An 18,041-nucleotide genomic window follows, 5' to 3' on the forward strand; every position below is an offset into this window, starting at 1 on the left:
CCGCGGGCAGGCCCTTGGACTGCAGAGACATCGATTCCACCCCCGCGGCCACTCGACGGGCTACCAGCCGCGGAAGCGATCATGCCGCCAACACAGCGTCCCTCGCAGAGAATTGAGCAACGGAGTCGAGCTGCGGGCCCAAAGGGTGCTCGCCGTCGGCCGGCCCGGCGGTCGCGGCCTCGCGGCGGACACGCGTACGCGACCAGCGGCGGGGCCGTCCCGCCGTTCGCCCTCCGCGACGTGGCCGCCGCCCGCCCGGTCCGCAACCGGGCGGGCGGCTGATGGATCAGCCGGCCGGAAGCACGTCGACGGCGGGCGGGACATAGCTGCCGTCCAGCGCGGCACCCTGCGGGCCGTACGCGCGGAGCATGATGTCGAACGGGCCGTCACCGACGGGCAACCAGTTCGCCGGGTTCACTCCCTGCGGCCGAGTGCGGGACAGGTAGATCGACAGCGATCCGTCCTTGTTCCACTCCAACCCCGGGGTATAGCTCGCCACGGCGTACGTGTCGGCCTCGTTCGGGATGAGGGTGACTGCCTCAGGGGTGTACGCCGTGAGCGACCAGAACCTGCTGACCTCCGGGAGCGCCTCGGCTGGGAAGGTCAGCACGTAGCCGTGCTCGGCCCCGTCGAGAGCGGCGCCGGAACGGTCCTTGAAGGCGTGCCAGTAGGCGGCGGTGGGATAGCCGTTGCCCCACTGGAGGAACTCGGCGATCGAGGAACGGTCCAGGTAGGCCGAGGGAGCCCAGTTCCCGATGTTGCGGAAGTTGATCCAGTTGGTGTCACCGGTGTGGTCGAGGTAGTTGTCGAGGATCCGGGCGTGGCCGTCCTGGGCCCCGCGGGCGAACTGGTCACGCTGCTCCGGCGACAGGTTCCTGCCGTCACCGAAGAGCCGGTCGAACCTCGCGGCCACCGCCCTGTCCTCACCGGTCAGCGGAGGCGTGCCCGGGTCGTGCACGGCGGTCTGCAGCTGGCGCAGGAAGGAGATCGGCACGTGGCCGACCAGACCGTCGGCGATCACCTTGTACCGGATGGCGAACAGCGCCTCGGGCAGGATCTTCGTAGGTCCGGACTCCGAGTCGGTCCGGTAGTCGGACAGGGTCGCCATGTGCAGGTTGCGCCGGAATTCTTCGGCTTCCGCGGTCATGTCCTGGCCGTCGCCGGCGTACTTGTCGGCCCGGAAGATCCAGTAGGACTGGGAGTACGGGACGGTGATCCGGGTGGTCCCGCGGGGGAGCTTGCCGTGCCAGTCCGGCGCGGTGATCGCATAGGTGCCCGCCTTGCCCGCAGGGATGCCCGAGTCGAAGACGTCCCCGAAGGGAGTAGCGGTCAGCAGGGAGTAGGAGACGGAGGTCTCCGGGACGGTCAGGATCACCGGCCGGCGGGTCGGCTCGACGACCGCGCTGGCGTACAGGGTATCGACGTTGATCGCGACGACCGCGCCGTACAGCGGGGTCACCCGGTCGGGCCCGAAGAGCACGTTGCCCCCGCCGAGCAGACGGGTCTGTTCGTAGCTGAACCAGCGCGGATAGAACCGCTCGATGTAGGACCGGGACACGCAGTATGCGTCGGACTGGCGCTGGGTGGTGTCCGCCTGAGCGGGGGAGGCGCCGAGGAGCATGCCGAGGGTCAGGAGCGCCGTCAGCCATTTCCGTCGGGTGCGCGTCGTGAGGTGCAGCATGGACTGCCAGAGTTCCCTTCGGGAGTGTCGCCGCTTCGGCCGCCGGACCGGTGGCCCGGGCGAGCCTCTCCCCGGTCCGCGATCGGTACCCGCGTCGGACCGGCGGGTACGGGGACAGTCTGCCGGTGGCGGCACCGGCGAGGGGTTCATTACTGACGGCATGTCAAGAATTCGTCGGTCGGTCCCCGCGGCGAAACGATCAGCAGAAGCCGCGCCTTCGCGGTTAGGCTCCGTCAAGTTCCGTGGCTGTGTGGAGGGTCGGCGTTCAGCCGGTAGGGGCGGGTAGCAGAGCAGGCACGGGGGTTCGGGATCATTGTGGTGTCGAAGCCAGATGATCACGAGGACGTCCCGTGCCTGCTGTTGCACCTTCCCCCAGCCCTGCCGTGCTGGAGAAGCTGGGCCGCTGGATGCGGACCGGATCGCTGACCTGCGTCCTACCTTGAATCGGTTCCGGATCCGCGCTCACGCCGGTGCCGGTGGTACTCGCCGACGGCGATCTTGCTGGTGTGTGCCTGCGCGGCCGTCTGCGGCGCGAAGAGCATCGACGAGCTCGCCGAGTTCGGCGAGCGGGCCGCGAACTCGCTGCCGGCATCCCCCAGGGCACACCGTCACCTACTCGGCCGGCGGTGCAGCCCCAAGCCGGTCACTCTCGGACGCGTCCTTCAGGCACTTGACGGCGACGCCCTGGACCAGGCCGTTGGCGCCCACCTGGCCGACCGGCACCGCATCACCGCGTCCGCGGACATGTCCGAGGCCCGATCGCGGCAGGTCATCGCCGTGGACGGCAAGGCCCACAAGGGCTCGGCCCGCCAGGCCGCGCCGCGCCGTCGCCTTCGATGCCCTCCACTCGGTGAAGGCCAACATCACCTGGCTGGTCGAGACGAAGAAGGCCCCCTACATCGCCGTCATCAAGACCAACCAGCCCACGGCCTACGCCCAGCTCGCCGTCCTGCCCTGGGCCTCGATCAAGGTCCAGCGCACCGCCTCCGCCACCGCCCACGGCCGCCGAGAGTCCCGCTCGATCAAGACCTGCGCCATCGCCGACAACCTCGGCGGCATCGCTTTCCCCCACGCCCACCTCGCCATCCGGGTCCACCACCGCCGCAAGCCCGGCGACCACGTGGGGTACGGAGAACTGCCGTTTGACGAGCAGGCTGACGACGGGCTGTCTGCGTCGTCTCCGGTGGTGGCGACGACGAGGTCGCAGGTGAGGGCGTCGGCGGCTTCCAGCGGCGCTGCTTCGCAGGCGTCCCCGGCGACCGGGCTGACGTCCGCCAGGTGGCCCATGAGTTGTGCCACTCGGGCGTCGACGTACCCGCGTCACCTCAACGAGCCGCAGCCAGTAGATTTGAAGGATGCATTGAAACTGTATACGAAGCTCATCGGCCGCAGGAGTCGCAGTGATCTTGCCATACGTTGACGCGATCCAGCAGCTGGTCGACTCGCTCGCCACGCGGATCCATCAGTCGGTCGCCCTGGACGACGAGCGCGGCAGCCTCGTCGCGTGCAGCCGTCACTTCGGCGACGAGGACAAGCTCCGTATCGAGGTGGTGCTCTCCCGGCGGTTGCCGGCCCCCGTCGCCGAGTACCTCAACAGCTTCGGCATCGCCACCTCTGACAAGCCCCTGTCGATTCCTGCCAGCCCCTCTCTCGGGCTCAAGGCCCGACGGTGTTATCCCATCCGCGATCATGGGCGGCTGCTCGGCTACGTGTGGCTGATCGGTGATCACGCGGAGCGCTTCGACGAGGTGGTCAGGGAGTGCGTGGTCCAGTTGTCGGGCCGGCTGCGGGAACGGTCGCTGCAGGTGGCCGGGGAGGAGAGGCAGCGCCGGGCGTTGGCGGCCGAGCTCCTGCGTGGTGCCGAGGGCTCCGCTCGTGCCGCAGGGGACATGGTCAGCCAGGGGCTCGTCGGCGCCGAAGACGAGATCGTGGTCATCGTGGCTGACGCGACCACGGACCCCGAGGTGGTTGCGGAGTCGATCGCCGAGGCGACCGGTCGGGGCGGCCGCCAGGAGCCGGCCGTCCGAGCACTTGCCAGTGTGGTGGAGGATCACGGTGTCGTCCTCGTCGCCGGCCGAAACAAGCTGGAACGCGAAGCGGCGCGGTTGGCCGAGGCGGTCCGGAGGAGAGCGCAGGAGAGAGGCACGGGGAGTGGTGTCTTCGTCGGGTTGAGCAACGTCGGCCGACTTGATCGAGCTCCCGACCTGTTGCGTCAGGCTGTGCTGGCCGTGTTCGCCGCTGCCGAGTTGCCGGAGTTCGCCCCGGTGTTGTCCTGGCGGGATACCGGCGTCTACGGCCCGCTCATGCTTGCTGCGGTGGATTCTCCCGAAATCGTCGTACCGCCGGAGATCGCTGACCTCAGCGCCCATGGACGTACGGATTCCCTGGCCCGCACCGCAGAGGTGTTCCTGGACGCCGCTGGCGACACCTCGACCGCGTCCGAGCGGCTGATGATCCACCGCACGACGCTCTACTACCGGCTGGCCCAGGTGGAGAACAGGACCGGGTGGGACCTGAAGAACGGCCGTGACCGGTTGACCTTGCACCTGGGGCTGAAACTGCAGCGCCTCCTCGACAGCGGCATCCCGGCTTTCCTACGAGGAGAGGAAGAGCGCCGGGGGAGTTCCTAACACGTGGCGAAGCCGGCAGGGGCCGGTCCGTCGGAGACTTCCCAGCACCCCGGACGGCGCTCGCCGCCGGGGTGAGGACGAGAGTCGAAGGAGCCTCATGACCGTCCCCACTGACCGACAGTGTGTCGCAGACCAGCTGAAGATCGGCTCGGAGCTGCTCTATCTGACCCGACAGGATGTCGAACGCCTGGCACTGACGCGGGAGGACATCCTGGAGCTGACCCGCCAGGCCCTGGTCGAGCACGGGCATCGCCGTTACGAGATGCCGGCCAAGATCGGTGTCCACCCGTACGACAACGTCTTCTACCACGCCATGCCGGCCTACCTGCCAGGGCCGGGCATCGTGGGCATGAAGTGGATCGAGTGCTACCCGGACAACCCGCAGAGGTTCGATCTTCCGCAGACCACGGGGCTGCTCGTGCTCAACGACGTGGACACCGGTGTGCCGGTGGCTGTGATGGACTCGGCCTGGCTGACCGCGATGCGTACCCCCGCGGTGACGGTTCTGGCCGCCGCGGCGCTGCACCCCGACGCCACCACCTTCGGGATGTTCGGTTGCGGCGTGCAGGGAATAGAGCATGTCCGCTACGCGGCCGTGGCGCTGCCCAGGCTGAAGAACGTCTACGTCTACGACACCAACAAGGCCGCCGCGGATGCCTTGATCGCCATGCTTCAGCCGGAACTGGATCTGCGTATCATTTTGGGCGAGTCGCCCGAGGCGGTCACCAAGAGCGCAGAGGTGCTCAGCTCCGCGACGGTCATCCTGCGGGACCCGCTCGCGGTGGTGAAGGACGAGTGGGTCACCGCCGGCCAGACCATCCTGCCGTGCGACCTGAACACCTTCTGGGATCCCCGCACCGCCCGGCGCGCTGACAAGTACATCGTCGACAGCATCGAGGAACACCAACTGTTCGCGTCGATGGGGTACTTCCCTGATGGCTTGCCGGAGGTTGCGGCCGAGACCGGTGAGGTGCTGGCCGGGGTGAAGCCCGGCCGTGAGAGGGCCGAAGAGATCATCGTCAACAGCAACATCGGCATGGCCGTCTGCGACATCGCGGTGGGCCACGCGATCATGCACCGTGCGCTCGGGCGCGGCGTCGGGGTGCGGCTGCCCCTGTGATCTCCATTCGCAGCGGATCCGGGTGATCGACGGTGGTGGAGAGGCGTAGAGCGCCAACGCGATCCGAACCACCAAACCACCAGAACCCGCGCGAGACACCACCGAAGGAACTATCACCCACTCCCCGCCCACGCCGTCCTCGCCGGAAGCGCCCAAGACCTCCAGTGGATCTACTTGGGCGAGCTGGCGACCCCAACATCGGATTGCGCTCATCACCGCCGCTGCCCTGGCAGCGTCCATGGATACCACCCGGCTCGGTGCCCTTCCCAGTGCCGGGAACGGATTGAGGCGGACTCTGCGATGTGAAGACTCTGATGACGGAGAATTCCTTTTCCTCTGCAGTCAAAACTGCCGTACTACTGCGCTTTGTGAGGGCGACCCTGGTCGGATGGCGTTGCTGCCGCTCCCGGAGATTGACACGCAGCAGGCGCAGATCTGTTGAACGATATGTGCAATGGGAATTCCGGGGGGTTCGCCCTGCAGGCGCACATGGCAATTTAGCCAGGATAGTTCTGAATTAAACGCAGTCGTCATACTCCAACACATTCATTTTCCGGGTTGGCGAGTATCAGCTCCGTGGAGCCGTGCTCGCGGTCGGGACATTCAACAGGAGTGAAAAATGGAAAATCTGACCAGACGCCTTGGAACGGGCATCGCGCTGACCAGTGTCGCGCTGCTTTCCGCCTGCGGCGGCAACGGCTCGTCGGGGGGTGACGACGGCAGCGGACCGATCAGGATCGGAGTGAGCGCCCCGCTGTCGGGTGACTCCGCGGCAGCCGGCACGGACATCGTCAACGCCGCCAAGCTTGCGGTGAAGAAGATCAACAAGGAAGGTCTCCTCGACGGCCGGAAGGTCGAGATCGTCCAGGTCGACGACGCCTGCGACGCGCAGACCGGCACCGCCGCGATGCGGAAGCTGCTGACGCAGAAGGTCGTGGCCGTCGCGGGCGGCTACTGCTCGGGCGCCGTCATCCCCGAGACGATGATCACCGACAGGGCCGGCGTTCCCTTCATCGCCGACGCCTCGACCAATGTGGAGATCACCGAACGGGGTCTGAAGCATGTCTTCCGCACCATCGGCCGCGACGACAAGCAGTCGGAGTTCGCCGCCAGATACATGGTGGAGTACCTGAAGGCGGACAGCGTCGCCGTCATCCACGACAACACGGCCTACTCGAAGGGCCTCGCCGAGGCCACCAAGGACACCGTCAAGAAGCTCGGCGCGAAGACCGTGTTCTACGACGCCATCACCCCCGGCGCCAAGGACTTCACCTCCTTCCTGACCAAGGCCAAGAGCACCAAGCCCCAGGCGATCTACTTCACCGGCTACTACGCCGACGCAGGGCTGCTGCTCAAGCAGGCCCACGAACTGGGCATCGACGTCCCGATCATCGGCGGTGACGCCAACCAGGACCCGACCGTCATCAAGACCGCCGGCAGGGCCGCCGAGGGATTCACGACCACGACCGCGCCGCTGCCGGACTTCATCAAGTCGACCGCCGACTTCGTGTCCGCCTACGAGAGGGAGTACGGCACCGAACCCGGACCGTACGCGCCGTACGAGTACGACGCGGTCAACGTGCTGGCGGACGCCATCGCGCGGGCCGCATCAGCGGATTCGGAGAAGATCACCGAAGCACTGCACGCCACGAAGGACTACGCCGGCGTCACCGGCCCGATCAACTTCGACGAGAAGGGCGACCGTGTGCATCCGATCTATGTGACCGCGGTCGTCGAGGGCGGCGCCTTCGTTCCCGGCAAGAAGCTCGACGAGTCGGGCAACTGGGTCGACGCGAAGGGCTGAACCGACACCGTGAACGACTTCCTTCAGTACACCCTCAACGGCCTGACGGTCGGAGCGTTCTACGCGCTGGTCGCACTGGGCTACACGATGGTGTACGGCATCATCCGGCTCCTCAACTTCGCCCATGGCGACTTCTTCATGGTGGGAGCCTTCCTCGCCACGGGCGTGCTCAGCCTGTTGACGGGCAGCGGTCTGCCGTCCGGCCTGGTTGTCGTGGTCGCGCTCGTTGCGGCCACGGCGGCGGCCGCCGCACTCGGCGGCGTCTCCGCCCGCATCGTCTACCTCCCCCTCGTCAAGGCCCCGAAGCTGTCGCTGCTCGTCTCCGCGCTCGGACTCTCGCTCGCCGTCGAGTACGGGACGGCGCTGTCGCAGGGAACCGGCTTCAGGAGCGTTCCGCACATCGGTTTCCTCTCCGCCGAGCACGCGATCGGGCTGACCGACGGCGTGCGGCTGACGTACGCGCAACTGGGCGTCATCGCCGTCAGCCTGGCGTTGATGATCGGCCTGTACCTCTATGTCACGCGCACGTTCACCGGGACCGCCATGCGCGTCCTCGCCATGGACCAGGACGCCGCGCGGTTGATGGGAGTGAACGTCGAACGCACGATCATGATGACGTTCATCATCGGTGCCGGGCTCGCCGGCACGGCCGGCACCATGTACGCCCTGTACTACCCCCAGGTCAACTTCCTGATGGGTTTCCTGCTCGGCCTGCGCGCCTTCACCGCCGCCGTGCTCGGCGGCATCGGCAACATTCCCGGAGCCATGGTGGGCGGTTTCCTCATCGGACTGCTGGAGTCCTACGCCACCGGCTACGTGGCCGGGCGGTGGACCGACGTGGTCGTCTTCGGCGTGCTCATCGGCGTACTCGTCATACGGCCGAGCGGGATCCTCGGCGAGCGCGTCGCGGAAAGGGTGTGACAGACATGCGCGGAATCAGCGGACTCACCGGGCTGCTCGACTCGGCACGGGTGAAGATCCCCTCTCTTGCCGTGTTCGCCGTCGTTCTGCTCGCCTTTCCCAGCATCGCGGACGAGTACTGGACGGACGTCGGCGTCAAGGTGCTGCTGTACGTCGTTCTCGGCCTCGGCATCAATGTCGTGGTCGGCTACGCGGGCCTGCTGGACCTCGGCTACTCGGCGTTCTTCGCCGTGGGCGGCTACACCACCGCGATCCTCGTCGGCAACTACGGCGTCAACTGGTGGCTCACACTGCCGATCGCGATGCTCGTCGCCGCCATCGGCGGCTACCTCATCGGCTACCCGACACTCCGACTGCGCAGCGACTACCTGGCGATCGTCACCCTGGGCTTCGGCGAGATCGTGCGGGTGACCGCCAACAACCTTGAGTTCACCGGTGGGCCGGACGGCGTCATCCTCCCCTTCCGCCCCGTGCTCTTCGGCTACGAGTTGGCCGGCACACAGAGCATGTACTACCTCGTGCTCGTGATCGCCCTCGTCGTGGGGCTGGGCGCCACCAGCCTCACCCGCTCGAAGATCGGCCGCTCGTGGGAGAGCGTCCGCGAGGACGAGCGGGTCGCCGAGGCGGTGGGTGTGCCGTCCATCCGGGTCAAGGCGCTCGCCTATGTCGTCGGCGGCGTGATCGCGGGCGTGGCCGGGGCCTTCTTCGCCACCTACATCGGCATCGTCAGCCCCACCAGCTTCACTTTCCTCACCTCGGTGCTCATCCTGCTGGTGGTCCTGATCGGCGGACGCGGCAGCCTCGTCGGGGTGTTCCTCGGCGCGCTCGTCGTCCAGGGCACGCCCGAAGTACTGCGGAGCATCGGTGACGAGTGGCGGATCTTCCTGTTCGCAGTGGTCCTCATCGTGCTGATGTTCGTCCGGCCGCTGGGCCTGTGGCCGGCGCGCACCAGACGTGGGGCACGGCTCGCACAGTCCGCGGAGGAACCGCCGCTGCCCGAAGTCGGGGTGGCGCCCGGGGAACCGCTGCTCGAGGTACGCGGTCTGACGATGCGGTTCGGTGGCCTGCTGGCGCTGAACGATGTGGACATCACCGTCGGGCGCGGCGAGGTCCTCGGCGTCATCGGGCCCAACGGCGCCGGCAAGACCACCGTGTTCAACTGCGTGACCGGTGTGGTGCGGCCCACGGCCGGGAAGGTCGTCCTCGGCGGTGAGTCGCTGATCGGCCGACACCCTCACCAGGTCGTACAGCGCGGCATGGCCCGCACCTTCCAGGGCGCGCGCCTGTTCTCGGACATGAGCGTCGTCGAGAACGTGCTCGTCGGCATGACAGCCAGGATGAACAGCGGCGTGCTGACCTCGCTGCTGCGCCTGCCGGCCCAGCGCAGGGAGGAACAGCGCGCCGGACGGCAGGCCCGCTACTGGCTGGACTTCGTGGGTCTGTCCGACAAGGCCACCCGGTTCGCCCGCGAACTGTCCTACGGTGACCAGCGCCGTCTGGACATCGCACGCGCGCTGGCGAGCAACCCGCTGGTGCTGCTGCTGGACGAGCCCGCAGCCGGTATGAACCCCAGTGAGAAGGCCGACCTCATGGAGCTCATCGGCCGTATCCGGGACCGGGGTGTCACCGTCGTCCTCATCGAGCACGACATGGCCTTCGTCATGGGCCTGTGCGAGCGGGTGCTCGTCATCGAGACCGGCGCCAAGCTCACCGAGGGTTCGCCGTACGAAGTCCAGCAGGACCCCAGGGTGATCGAGGCATACCTCGGCGTGGACGAAGACGATGAGGGCGACGAGGATGCCGACGGCGACCTCGGCGCTGGCCCGGACGACACCACCGCCCCGACTCTCACGAAGGGCCAGTGAGATGGCACTGCTCGAAGTCACCGGTCTGGATGCCTCCTATGGCGCGATCGAGGCCTTGTCAGGGGTCTCTCTGCGGGTCGAACCCGGGGAGATCGTGGCGATCCTCGGCGCGAATGGCGCTGGCAAGACGACGCTGCTGCGCACCCTCACCGGCCTGCACCGGGCGAAGGCGGGCACGGTCCTCCTCGACGGTCAGGACATCACCCGCCGCAGGGCGCACGACATCGTGGGCATGGGCTTCGGCCACGTCCCCGAAGGGCGCCGGGTGTTCGCCGCGCTGGAGGTCGACGGCAACCTGACGATGGGCGGCTACCAGTCCCGCAAGGAACCCGCGGCACTGGCGGAACGGCGTCGGCAGGTGTACGAGCTGTTCCCGCGCCTGGCCGAGCGGCAGGGCCAGCTCGCGGGCACGCTGTCCGGTGGCGAGCAGCAGATGCTCGCGATCGGCAGGGCCCTGATGAACGCACCGCGGTTCCTCGCCCTGGACGAACCCTCGCTCGGCCTGTCCCCGCTGTTCACCCGCAACATCTTCAAGATCGTGCGGCGGATCCGGGAGCAGGGCACAGCCGTGCTGCTCGTCGAGCAGAACGCCCGCCAAGCGCTGCGGCTCGCCGACCGGGGGTATGTGCTGGAGACCGGGCGGGTCGCGCTGGAGGGCCCGGCGGCCGAGCTGGCCGACGACCCACGGGTGAAGGCCGCCTACCTGGGCGGCGCCCCGGCGGAACCGTCGCCAAGGGGCCCGGTCGCCAGCACCTCTGACAACGGCGGGAAGGGCGCCGACGGTTCCTGACCGCCGCGGACACCGGCGGGCGTGCCTGGCAGAACTTGGTCAGGTACGTCCGCCGATGGCGTGTCCCGTTGTTGGCAGGCGAGTTGATGGGCACGTCCAGGAACCGGGCGTGGCCGGAGCCGGCGATGCCCCGCATGCGGCGGATGCCGGTGGCGGTGACGCAGTCGCCCCAGCCGGTCTTCTTCTCGAACGCGGTCAGCCTCCTCAGGTGCCGGCGGGAGAACCTGACACGGCGCACGATCAGCCGCATCCCCTCCGGCCAGCCCTCAGGGGCGTTCACCCCGGTCGACGGACGCCCCCCTCGAACCGCGCCGGCAGCGGACAGGAGCCCCACCGTGCGCCCGGCTGTCGTGGCCGCGGGGTCATCCGACGATGTCTCTCCAGAGGGCGTCGACGCCTGGGTCGTCCGAGGGGACGGCCGCGGTCTGGGCCGACAGGAGTCGTCCCGTGGCTTCCAGGTGGGCCCGCATTCGGGCGCTCGCCGTCACCCCGTCACCTGCCGCAATGGCGTCGAGTACCGGGCGGTGTTCCGCGGCGACGGCGGGCAGCGAGCGGGCCGCCGTCGTGGTGCCCGGTCCGATGAGGCGGGTCCTCTCCCGGAGGTCGCGGACGACGGTGGCCGCCTGGCTGTTGCCCGCAGCGGTGAGGATCGTGTTGTGGAAATCCTGGTCGTGGGCCCAGAACGAGGGTTCGTCCAATGAAGCCGCCGCCTTCTCCATGGCTGCCATCGTCTGCCGGAGCCGCCCTGCCACCGCCGGGTCGCGGTGGGCGGCGACCCTGGCCACGGCCGGTGGCTCCAGGGCCAGGCGGATGGCGAAGATCTCCACGATCTGCCGGGCAGAGGGCACGGTGACGCGGAAGCCCCGGTTGCGCTCGAAGCCGACCAGCCCGGCCGCCTCCAGCTTCAGCAGTCCGTCGCGAACCGGTGAGCGGGAGATGCCCAGCGCCTCGGCCAACTGGTACACCGAGTACAGCTTGCCCGCGCGCAGTTCGCCGCAGCGCACCATCTGCTGCACCTTCTCCATGACCTCATCGGTGAGCGTACGGCGTGTGCTGATCCGTTCCTCGGTGCGCAGGGTGTCGGGCATGGCGCCATCCTACGGGAGAAGGCATCCGCGATGGGTCACATGTAGCATGTTACGTGTGACTAACCCGCGACCTTCCCATCCCACCGGTGCTGCACTGCACCGCCGGCTTCTCCGCGCCGGGCTCCGCGACGTCCGCGTCGACGACACCACCCGCGCCGCCTACTCCTCCGACGCCTCGCTCTACCGTGTGCTGCCGGCCGCCGTCGCCTTCCCCCGCGACGACGCCGAGGTCGCCGCTGCTGTCCATGCCGCCCGCGTCCTCGGCCTCGGCGTCACCGCCCGCGGCGCCGGTACCTCTGTCGCCGGCAACGCCATCGGCCCCGGACTCGTGCTGGACTTCTCCCGCCATCTCGACGCTGTTCTCGCCGTCGACCCCGAGGCCCGCACCGCACGCGTCCGGCCCGGCGTGGTGCACGCGTCGCTGCAGCACGCCGCCGCCCCGCACGGACTGCGCTTTGGCCCCGACCCCTCGACCCACACCCGCTGCACCATCGGCGGAATGATCGGCAACGACGCCTGCGGGTCCCGGGCCCTCGGCTACGGCCGCACCGCGGAGAACGTCGAAGCCCTCACCCTGATCACCGGCACCGGCGAAGTGCTGCGCACCAGCCGCCTGGACAACACGCACACTGCCGACGGCTGCCCCACCCAGCAGCGCGAACTCAAGGCGCTCGTCGCCCGCGCCCTGGAGCCGGTCCGCACCGAACTCGGCCGCTTCCACCGTCAGATATCCGGCTACGCCCTGCACCAGCTCCTCCCCGAGAACGATTTCGACCTCACCCGCATGCTGGTCGGCAGCGAGGGCACTCTCGGCATCGTCACCGAGGCGACCGTGCGACTGGTACGTTCCCCCGCCCACCACGTGCTGGTGGCGCTCGGCTACCCCGACATCGCCACGGCCGGCGAGGCCACCGCCCTCGTCCTGACGTATCGACCGATCGCCTGCGAAGGGCTCGACTCCCGCATTGTGGACGTGGTCCGCGAGCGCAAGGGCCCAGCCGCCGTCCCCGACCTGCCGCGCGGCGCAGCCTGGCTGCTCGTCGAACTCGCCGGGGACGACCGCGCCGAGCTCCTGGAGCGCGCCGCGAAGCTGGCGGCCGGCGCCTGCGCGCTGCGGCACCGCATCGTCGCGGATCCCGCCGAGCAGGCCGCGCTCTGGCGAATCCGTGAGGACGGCGGGGGACTCGCCGGCCGCGCGCCGTCGGGCCGCCCCGCCTGGGCAGGGTGGGAAGACGCTGCCGTGCCGCCCGCCGAACTCGGAGGCTATCTGCGTGCCTTCGACGCCCTGCTGGCCGAGCACGGCCTGACCGCCATGCCCTTCGGCCATTTCGGCGAGGGCTGCATCCACGTGCGGCTGGACTTCCCTCTCGACCGTCCCGACGGCCCGGCGGCCTTCCGTCGCTTTCTCACCGATGCCGCCGACCTGGTCGCCGCGCACGGCGGCACTCTGTCCGGCGAGCACGGTGACGGCCGGGCCCGGAGCGAGCTGCTGCCGCGCGTGTACTCGCGACGCGTGCTCGACCTCTTCGCCGAGGTCAAGTCGGTGTTCGACCCGGACGGCATCCTCAACCCGGGTGTGCTCATCGACCCCCGCCCGCTTGACGCGGATCTGCGCGTGCCGACGGCACGGCCGCCCGAGCATCCGCCCGCCCTGCTCTACCCCGCCGACGACGGCGACTTCTCCGCCGCCGTGCACCGCTGCACCGGTGTCGCCAAGTGCCGCACCGTCGCGAGGGGACCGGGCACGGTGATGTGCCCCTCCTACGCCGCCACCCGCGAGGAGAAGGACTCCACCCGAGGCCGGGCCCATGTACTCCAGGAGATGCTCAACGGCGAACTGATCGGCGGCTGGCGCTCACCTGCGGTGGCCGATGCGCTGGACCTCTGCCTGGGGTGCAAGGGCTGCGCCTCCGACTGCCCGACCGGCATCGACATGGCCGCGTACAAGGCCGAAGCCCTGTACCAGAAGTACCGCTGGCGCCCGCGGCCCCGCTCGCACTACACTCTGGGGCGGCTCCCGACGTGGGCGAAGCTCGCCGCCCGGGCGCCCCGACTGGTCAACGCTCTCCTGCGGACGCCGGGGCTGCGGCACATCGCTCTGGCCGGTGCGGGTGTCGACGCCCGGCGCGGTGTCCCCGCTTTCGCCCGCGCCACCGCCCGCGCCGTTGCCCGGAAAAACCCGCCGGACACGGCGAACACCGATGGCCGTCCCGTCATGGTCTTCCTCGACAGCTTCACCGAGCACTTCGCCCCCAAGGTCGCCGAGGACGTCCTCGCCGTGCTCGTCGACGCCGGCTACACCCCCACCCTCACCAGCGAAGAGGTCTGCTGCGGCCTGACCTGGATCTCCACCGGACAGCTGGACGAGGCCCGACACCGCCTCGCCCGCTCGGTCGCCGTCCTGGACGACGTCGCCCGCGCGGACGTGCCCGTGGTGGGCATCGAGCCGTCCTGCACCGCCGCGCTCCGGCACGACGCCGTGGAACTGCTCGGCACCGACGCCGCCCGGCGGGTGGCCGCCGCGATGCGCACCCTCGCCGAACTGCTCGTCGCGGACAGCGGTTGGACCCCGCCCGACCTTACTGGCCTGGAGGTGGTCGCCCAGCCGCACTGCCACCAGCACGCCGTCGGCGGCTGGGACGCCGAGGCCCGGCTGCTCGCCGACGCAGGCGCGCGAGTGCGACGGCTCGGCGGCTGCTGCGGGCTTGCCGGGAACTTCGGCGTCGAACGTGGCCACTACGACGTGTCGGTGGCGGTCGCCGAGCAGCAGCTGCTGCCAGCACTGGACGGGGCCGGCCCGGATGCCGTGTTCCTGGCCGACGGCTTCTCGTGCCGCACCCAGGTCGCCGACCTGCGCGACCGCACCGGATTCCACCTGGCCCAGCTGCTGCGCGGCGCCGCCCGCGGCGACCTTGCCCACACCGGCGGCTCCGACGGCGAACCCGGCTCGTTACGGTAAGGGCTTGCCGGAAATCAACTCGCTGTCTTGATCTCTGATGGTGGCGTGATGCCGTGACGGGTGGCGAGGTCGACGAGGTCGTCCAGCGTTGCCAGTCGGGTGTCGGCGCGTTCGATGGTGTGGCCGGCTTCGTCGAGGAGGCGCCGGGTCTGGCTGATGGCTCGGTTGAGGGTCACGGGGGTGACCGCGAAGAGTCTGGCCGCTGCGACTTGGGGAAGTCCGTGGTGTCCGTAGAGGACGGTCGCGAGGAGCCGGTCGACCAGGGTGAGGCCGGGGCGTCGGCCGGTGTAGAGGCCGGTCGCGGGCACTTTCTGACGGTCGCCGCCGCGTCGTTGGCGAAGCTCTGCCTCCCGCTGGACTTCGCGTGCCGCGCTCAGCACGGCGACCAGTTGGCTCCACTGCTCGTCCGGCATGCCCGTCAGGGCCGGATGGACCAGCCATGCCCGGCCTGGGCCGGGCAGATCCTGGGGCGGGATCGGGGGGATGCCGTCGCGACGGTGTTCCTCGGGGCGGAGGGTGTAGTTCCAGTCACCGTGCCAGGTGCGCCTGTCCAGGGATAGGGCGGCCATCTGCCCGTCGCTGACGCGGACGCCGGTCTCGTAGGCGGCGCGGTCGAGCTCGGCGCGGACCTTCAGCCCGGTTCGGGTGGTCGTTGACGCGACGCTGTTCACGATAACCTCGTGGCTGGTCAGCTTCCTGGCGGTCAGCAGCGACGCTCTCAAACGACTGGGCGAGGAGGTCCGCTCCTGGCGGCTCCATCGGCGGGTCAACCTCACCGTGGAAGAACTCGCGCAGCGGATCAATACGATCGTCGCGGGTTGGATGCAGTACTACGGCCGGTTCTACCGATCGGCCCTGTATCCGCTCCTGATGCGCATCAACGCCTACCTGGTGCGCTGGCTCCGCAACAAGTACAGACGGTTTCGCGCGATGAGGAAGGCCATCGCGGCCTTCCAACGGGCGGCCAAGCGCCGCCCGGGGATGTTCGCGCAGTGGACGTTGACCAGTTCCCCCTCCCTGGCCTGGTGATCAGGACGGCAAGAGCCGTATGACGAGAGATCGTCACGTACGGATCTGTGGGAGCCGGAGGGCGCGAATCCCTCCGGCTCCCCGACCTTCGATGTGCCCGGCGGCATGTGGCACACGGTGATCTCCAGCCCGGTCTCCACGGCCAGTGCGGCGAGCTGGAACTTCCAGGTCCGGCTGCGGTAGCCGTTGGAGCCGCCCGCGTCCGCGGTGATCAGCAACCGCCCGGAGGCGGGGTAGGAGTCCCGTCCGCAGCCGTTCCACCACCGGCGGATCGGCTCCACGGCGAAGCCAGCGGTGACGTTGACCCAGGCGGCATCGGCGGCCAGGTCGTAGATCCCGTACGGGATGGCCTTGCCCAGGTCGGCGTCGGGGAAGTCGTGGGTGTGCACCGTGGTCGGCTCGCCGGCGAGATGCCATTCGCGGCCGGCGTTCTTGTAGTTGCCGACCAGCTCCTTTTTTGGCTCTCCTGCCGTATGTGTGGGTGCCCTGACCTGCCCTGATACGGGAAACACGCCGCTTCCTGTGATTCTTGAGGTCTTCACCGCCAGGAAGCAAGCGGTCTGATCAGAGGAAGCTGACGCCCTGGGCGAGGGCGGGTTCGCTGGAATAGTTGACGGTGTTGGTGGCGGGGCGCATGTACGCCTTCCAAGCGTCGGAGCCGGACTCACGGCCGCCGCCGGTGTCCTTCTCGCCTCCGAAGGCGCCGCCGATCTCGGCTCCGGACGTGCCGACGTTGACATTGGCGATGCCGCAGTCGGAGCCGGCTGCGGAGAGGAAGATCTCGGCTTCCTGCTGATCGCGGGTGAAGATGCTGGACGACAGGCCCTGGGAAACGTCGTTGTGCAGGGCGATCGCCTCGTCGAGGGTGTCATAGGTGAGCACGTACAGGATGGGGGCGAAGGTCTCTTCCCGTACGACACCGCTCTGTTCGTCGACGCGGACAAGGACCGGCTCGACATAGGCTGCCGCAGGCGCTTCCTCGGACAGACGCCGTTTGCCTCCCGCGAGGATCTTGCCGCCCTGGGCCTGGACGCGCGCCAAGGCGCTGTTCATGGCATCGAGCGCAGTCATGGAGATGAGCGGGCCGACCAGCGTGGTGTCGTCGAACGGGTTGCCGATGGGGAGCTTGTCATAGGCGGCGGTGAGCCGTTCGACGAGCGTGTCGGCGATGTCGCGGTGGATGATGAGGCGGCGCAGCGTCGTACAGCGCTGGCCCGCCGTGCCGGCCGCCGCGAAGACGATGCCCTGGATCGCGAGGTCCAAGTCCGCGGAAGGGGCGACGATCGCGGCGTTGTTGCCGCCGAGTTCCAGCAGGCTGCGGCCGAAGCGCGCGGCGACGCGTGGGCCGACCTCGCGGCCCATACGAGTGGAACCGGTGGCGCTGACAAGAGCCACGCGGGGGTCGTCGACCAGTCTCTCGCCGACCACGCGGTCGCCGAGTAGGAGGCGGTGTACGTCGCGGGATGCCCCGACCTCGTCGGCGGCCCGGGCGAGCAGGTGGTCGCAGGCCAGGGAGATCAACGGCGTGAGTTCCGAGGGTTTCCAGATCACGGTGTCGCCGCAGACGAGGGCTACTGCGGTGTTCCAGGACCACACGGCCGCAGGGAAGTTGAAGGCGGAGATGACACCGACCACACCGAGTGGGTGCCAGGTCTCGGCCAAGCGGTGGCCGGGGCGTTCGGAGGCGATCGTACGGCCGTACAGTTGACGGGACAGACCGACGGCGAAGTCGCAGATGTCGATCATCTCCTGGATCTCGCCGAGCGCCTCGGAACGGATCTTGCCCGCCTCGATGGTGACAAGGTCGGCCAGGTCGCTCTTGTGTTCGCTCAGCAACTCACCGAGACGGCGGACGAGCTCGCCGCGACGCGGTGCCGGGGTGGTCCGCCAGGTCAGGAAGGCCGCACGGGTGGCATCGACGGCCTCTTCGGCGTCGGCTTCGGTGGCCGCCGTCAGTCCGAAGAGGCGCTCGCCGGTGAGGGGCGTGCGGGCGTGGAGGTCGCCGCCCTTCGGGACAGTGACGCCGATGTTCCGGAGAGCGGCGCGAGCGCTGGTGCGCAGGTCGTCGGTGATGGGCTGTGCTGTGCTGGTCATGGTGGTCCTTGTCAGTGTGAGGGTCAGCCGAGCCGAGGGGGTCGGTGAGATCCGGTTCGT

The 18,041-nt window shown here is 69.0% G+C and carries 12 protein-coding genes and 3 pseudogenes; 10 read left to right on the top strand and 5 right to left on the bottom strand.

Translation table 11 applies throughout. The annotated features are described in order from the left end of the window. Positions 1-286: 286 nt before the first annotated feature. Complete coding sequence (locus JS756_RS31060; protein WP_240204627.1) at positions 287-1,681, bottom strand: DUF1214 domain-containing protein; 1,395 nt, start codon at positions 1,679-1,681, stop codon at positions 287-289. A gap of 492 nt (positions 1,682-2,173) precedes the next feature. Here JS756_RS31060 and JS756_RS37930 point away from each other — a divergent pair. The 8 genes and pseudogenes from JS756_RS37930 to JS756_RS31095 form a co-directional block, all read left to right on the top strand. Continuing rightward, a pseudogene (locus tag JS756_RS37930) lies at positions 2,174-2,329 on the top strand (ISAs1 family transposase); the annotation flags it as partial. Between the two features lie 202 nt (positions 2,330-2,531). Continuing rightward, on the top strand, positions 2,532-3,101 hold the full coding sequence (locus tag JS756_RS37935; protein ID WP_307791252.1) for a hypothetical protein: 570 nt from the start codon (positions 2,532-2,534) through the stop codon (positions 3,099-3,101). After that, the gene (locus JS756_RS31070; protein ID WP_205386603.1) at positions 3,082-4,311 is read left to right on the top strand and encodes a PucR family transcriptional regulator; all 1,230 of its coding nucleotides are present in this window, start codon (positions 3,082-3,084) and stop codon (positions 4,309-4,311) included. The genes JS756_RS37935 and JS756_RS31070 overlap by 20 nt, the downstream gene beginning before the upstream one ends. A gap of 97 nt (positions 4,312-4,408) precedes the next feature. Next, a complete protein-coding gene (locus tag JS756_RS31075; protein WP_205386604.1) occupies positions 4,409-5,431 on the top strand; it encodes an ornithine cyclodeaminase family protein in 1,023 nt (340 codons plus the stop codon). 619 nt (positions 5,432-6,050) lie between these two features. Further along, the gene (locus JS756_RS31080; RefSeq protein ID WP_205386605.1) at positions 6,051-7,235 is read left to right on the top strand and encodes a branched-chain amino acid ABC transporter substrate-binding protein; all 1,185 of its coding nucleotides are present in this window, start codon (positions 6,051-6,053) and stop codon (positions 7,233-7,235) included. Between the two features lie 9 nt (positions 7,236-7,244). Beyond that, a complete protein-coding gene (locus JS756_RS31085) occupies positions 7,245-8,156 on the top strand; it encodes a branched-chain amino acid ABC transporter permease (protein WP_205386606.1) in 912 nt (303 codons plus the stop codon). 5 nt (positions 8,157-8,161) lie between these two features. Next, the gene (locus JS756_RS31090; RefSeq protein WP_205386607.1) at positions 8,162-10,021 is read left to right on the top strand and encodes a branched-chain amino acid ABC transporter ATP-binding protein/permease; all 1,860 of its coding nucleotides are present in this window, start codon (positions 8,162-8,164) and stop codon (positions 10,019-10,021) included. A gap of 1 nt (position 10,022) precedes the next feature. Then, positions 10,023-10,811 (top strand): ABC transporter ATP-binding protein, encoded by a 789-nt coding sequence (locus JS756_RS31095; protein WP_205386608.1) that lies wholly within the window; start codon positions 10,023-10,025, stop codon positions 10,809-10,811. A 362-nt stretch (positions 10,812-11,173) separates the two neighbouring features. Here JS756_RS31095 and JS756_RS31100 read toward each other — a convergent pair whose 3' ends face one another. After that, complete coding sequence (locus tag JS756_RS31100; RefSeq protein WP_205386609.1) at positions 11,174-11,899, bottom strand: GntR family transcriptional regulator; 726 nt, start codon at positions 11,897-11,899, stop codon at positions 11,174-11,176. 55 nt (positions 11,900-11,954) lie between these two features. On the opposite strand from JS756_RS31100, the gene JS756_RS31105 reads away from it, so the two are divergent. Next, positions 11,955-14,858: an FAD-binding and (Fe-S)-binding domain-containing protein gene (locus JS756_RS31105; RefSeq protein WP_307791253.1), complete on the top strand. Its 2,904-nt coding sequence runs from the start codon at positions 11,955-11,957 to the stop codon at positions 14,856-14,858. Positions 14,859-14,872: 14 nt separating this feature from the next. Here JS756_RS31105 and JS756_RS31110 read toward each other — a convergent pair. Then, positions 14,873-15,625, bottom strand: a pseudogene (locus JS756_RS31110) (ISAzo13-like element transposase-related protein); the annotation flags it as partial. Between the two features lie 10 nt (positions 15,626-15,635). Here JS756_RS31110 and JS756_RS31115 point away from each other — a divergent pair. Beyond that, positions 15,636-15,887: a group II intron maturase-specific domain-containing protein gene (locus tag JS756_RS31115; protein WP_307791254.1), complete on the top strand. Its 252-nt coding sequence runs from the start codon at positions 15,636-15,638 to the stop codon at positions 15,885-15,887. Between the two features lie 86 nt (positions 15,888-15,973). Here JS756_RS31115 and JS756_RS31120 read toward each other — a convergent pair. Continuing rightward, a pseudogene (locus JS756_RS31120) lies at positions 15,974-16,369 on the bottom strand (ISAzo13-like element transposase-related protein); the annotation flags it as partial. 82 nt (positions 16,370-16,451) lie between these two features. Beyond that, positions 16,452-17,981, bottom strand: coding sequence for an L-piperidine-6-carboxylate dehydrogenase (amaB, locus tag JS756_RS31125; RefSeq protein ID WP_205386612.1), 1,530 nt, complete (start codon positions 17,979-17,981; stop codon positions 16,452-16,454). Between the last annotated feature and the right edge of the window lie 60 nt (positions 17,982-18,041).

This window comes from Streptomyces actuosus (genome assembly GCF_016921115.1).
In the GTDB taxonomy this organism is placed as follows: domain Bacteria; phylum Actinomycetota; class Actinomycetes; order Streptomycetales; family Streptomycetaceae; genus Streptomyces; species Streptomyces actuosus_A.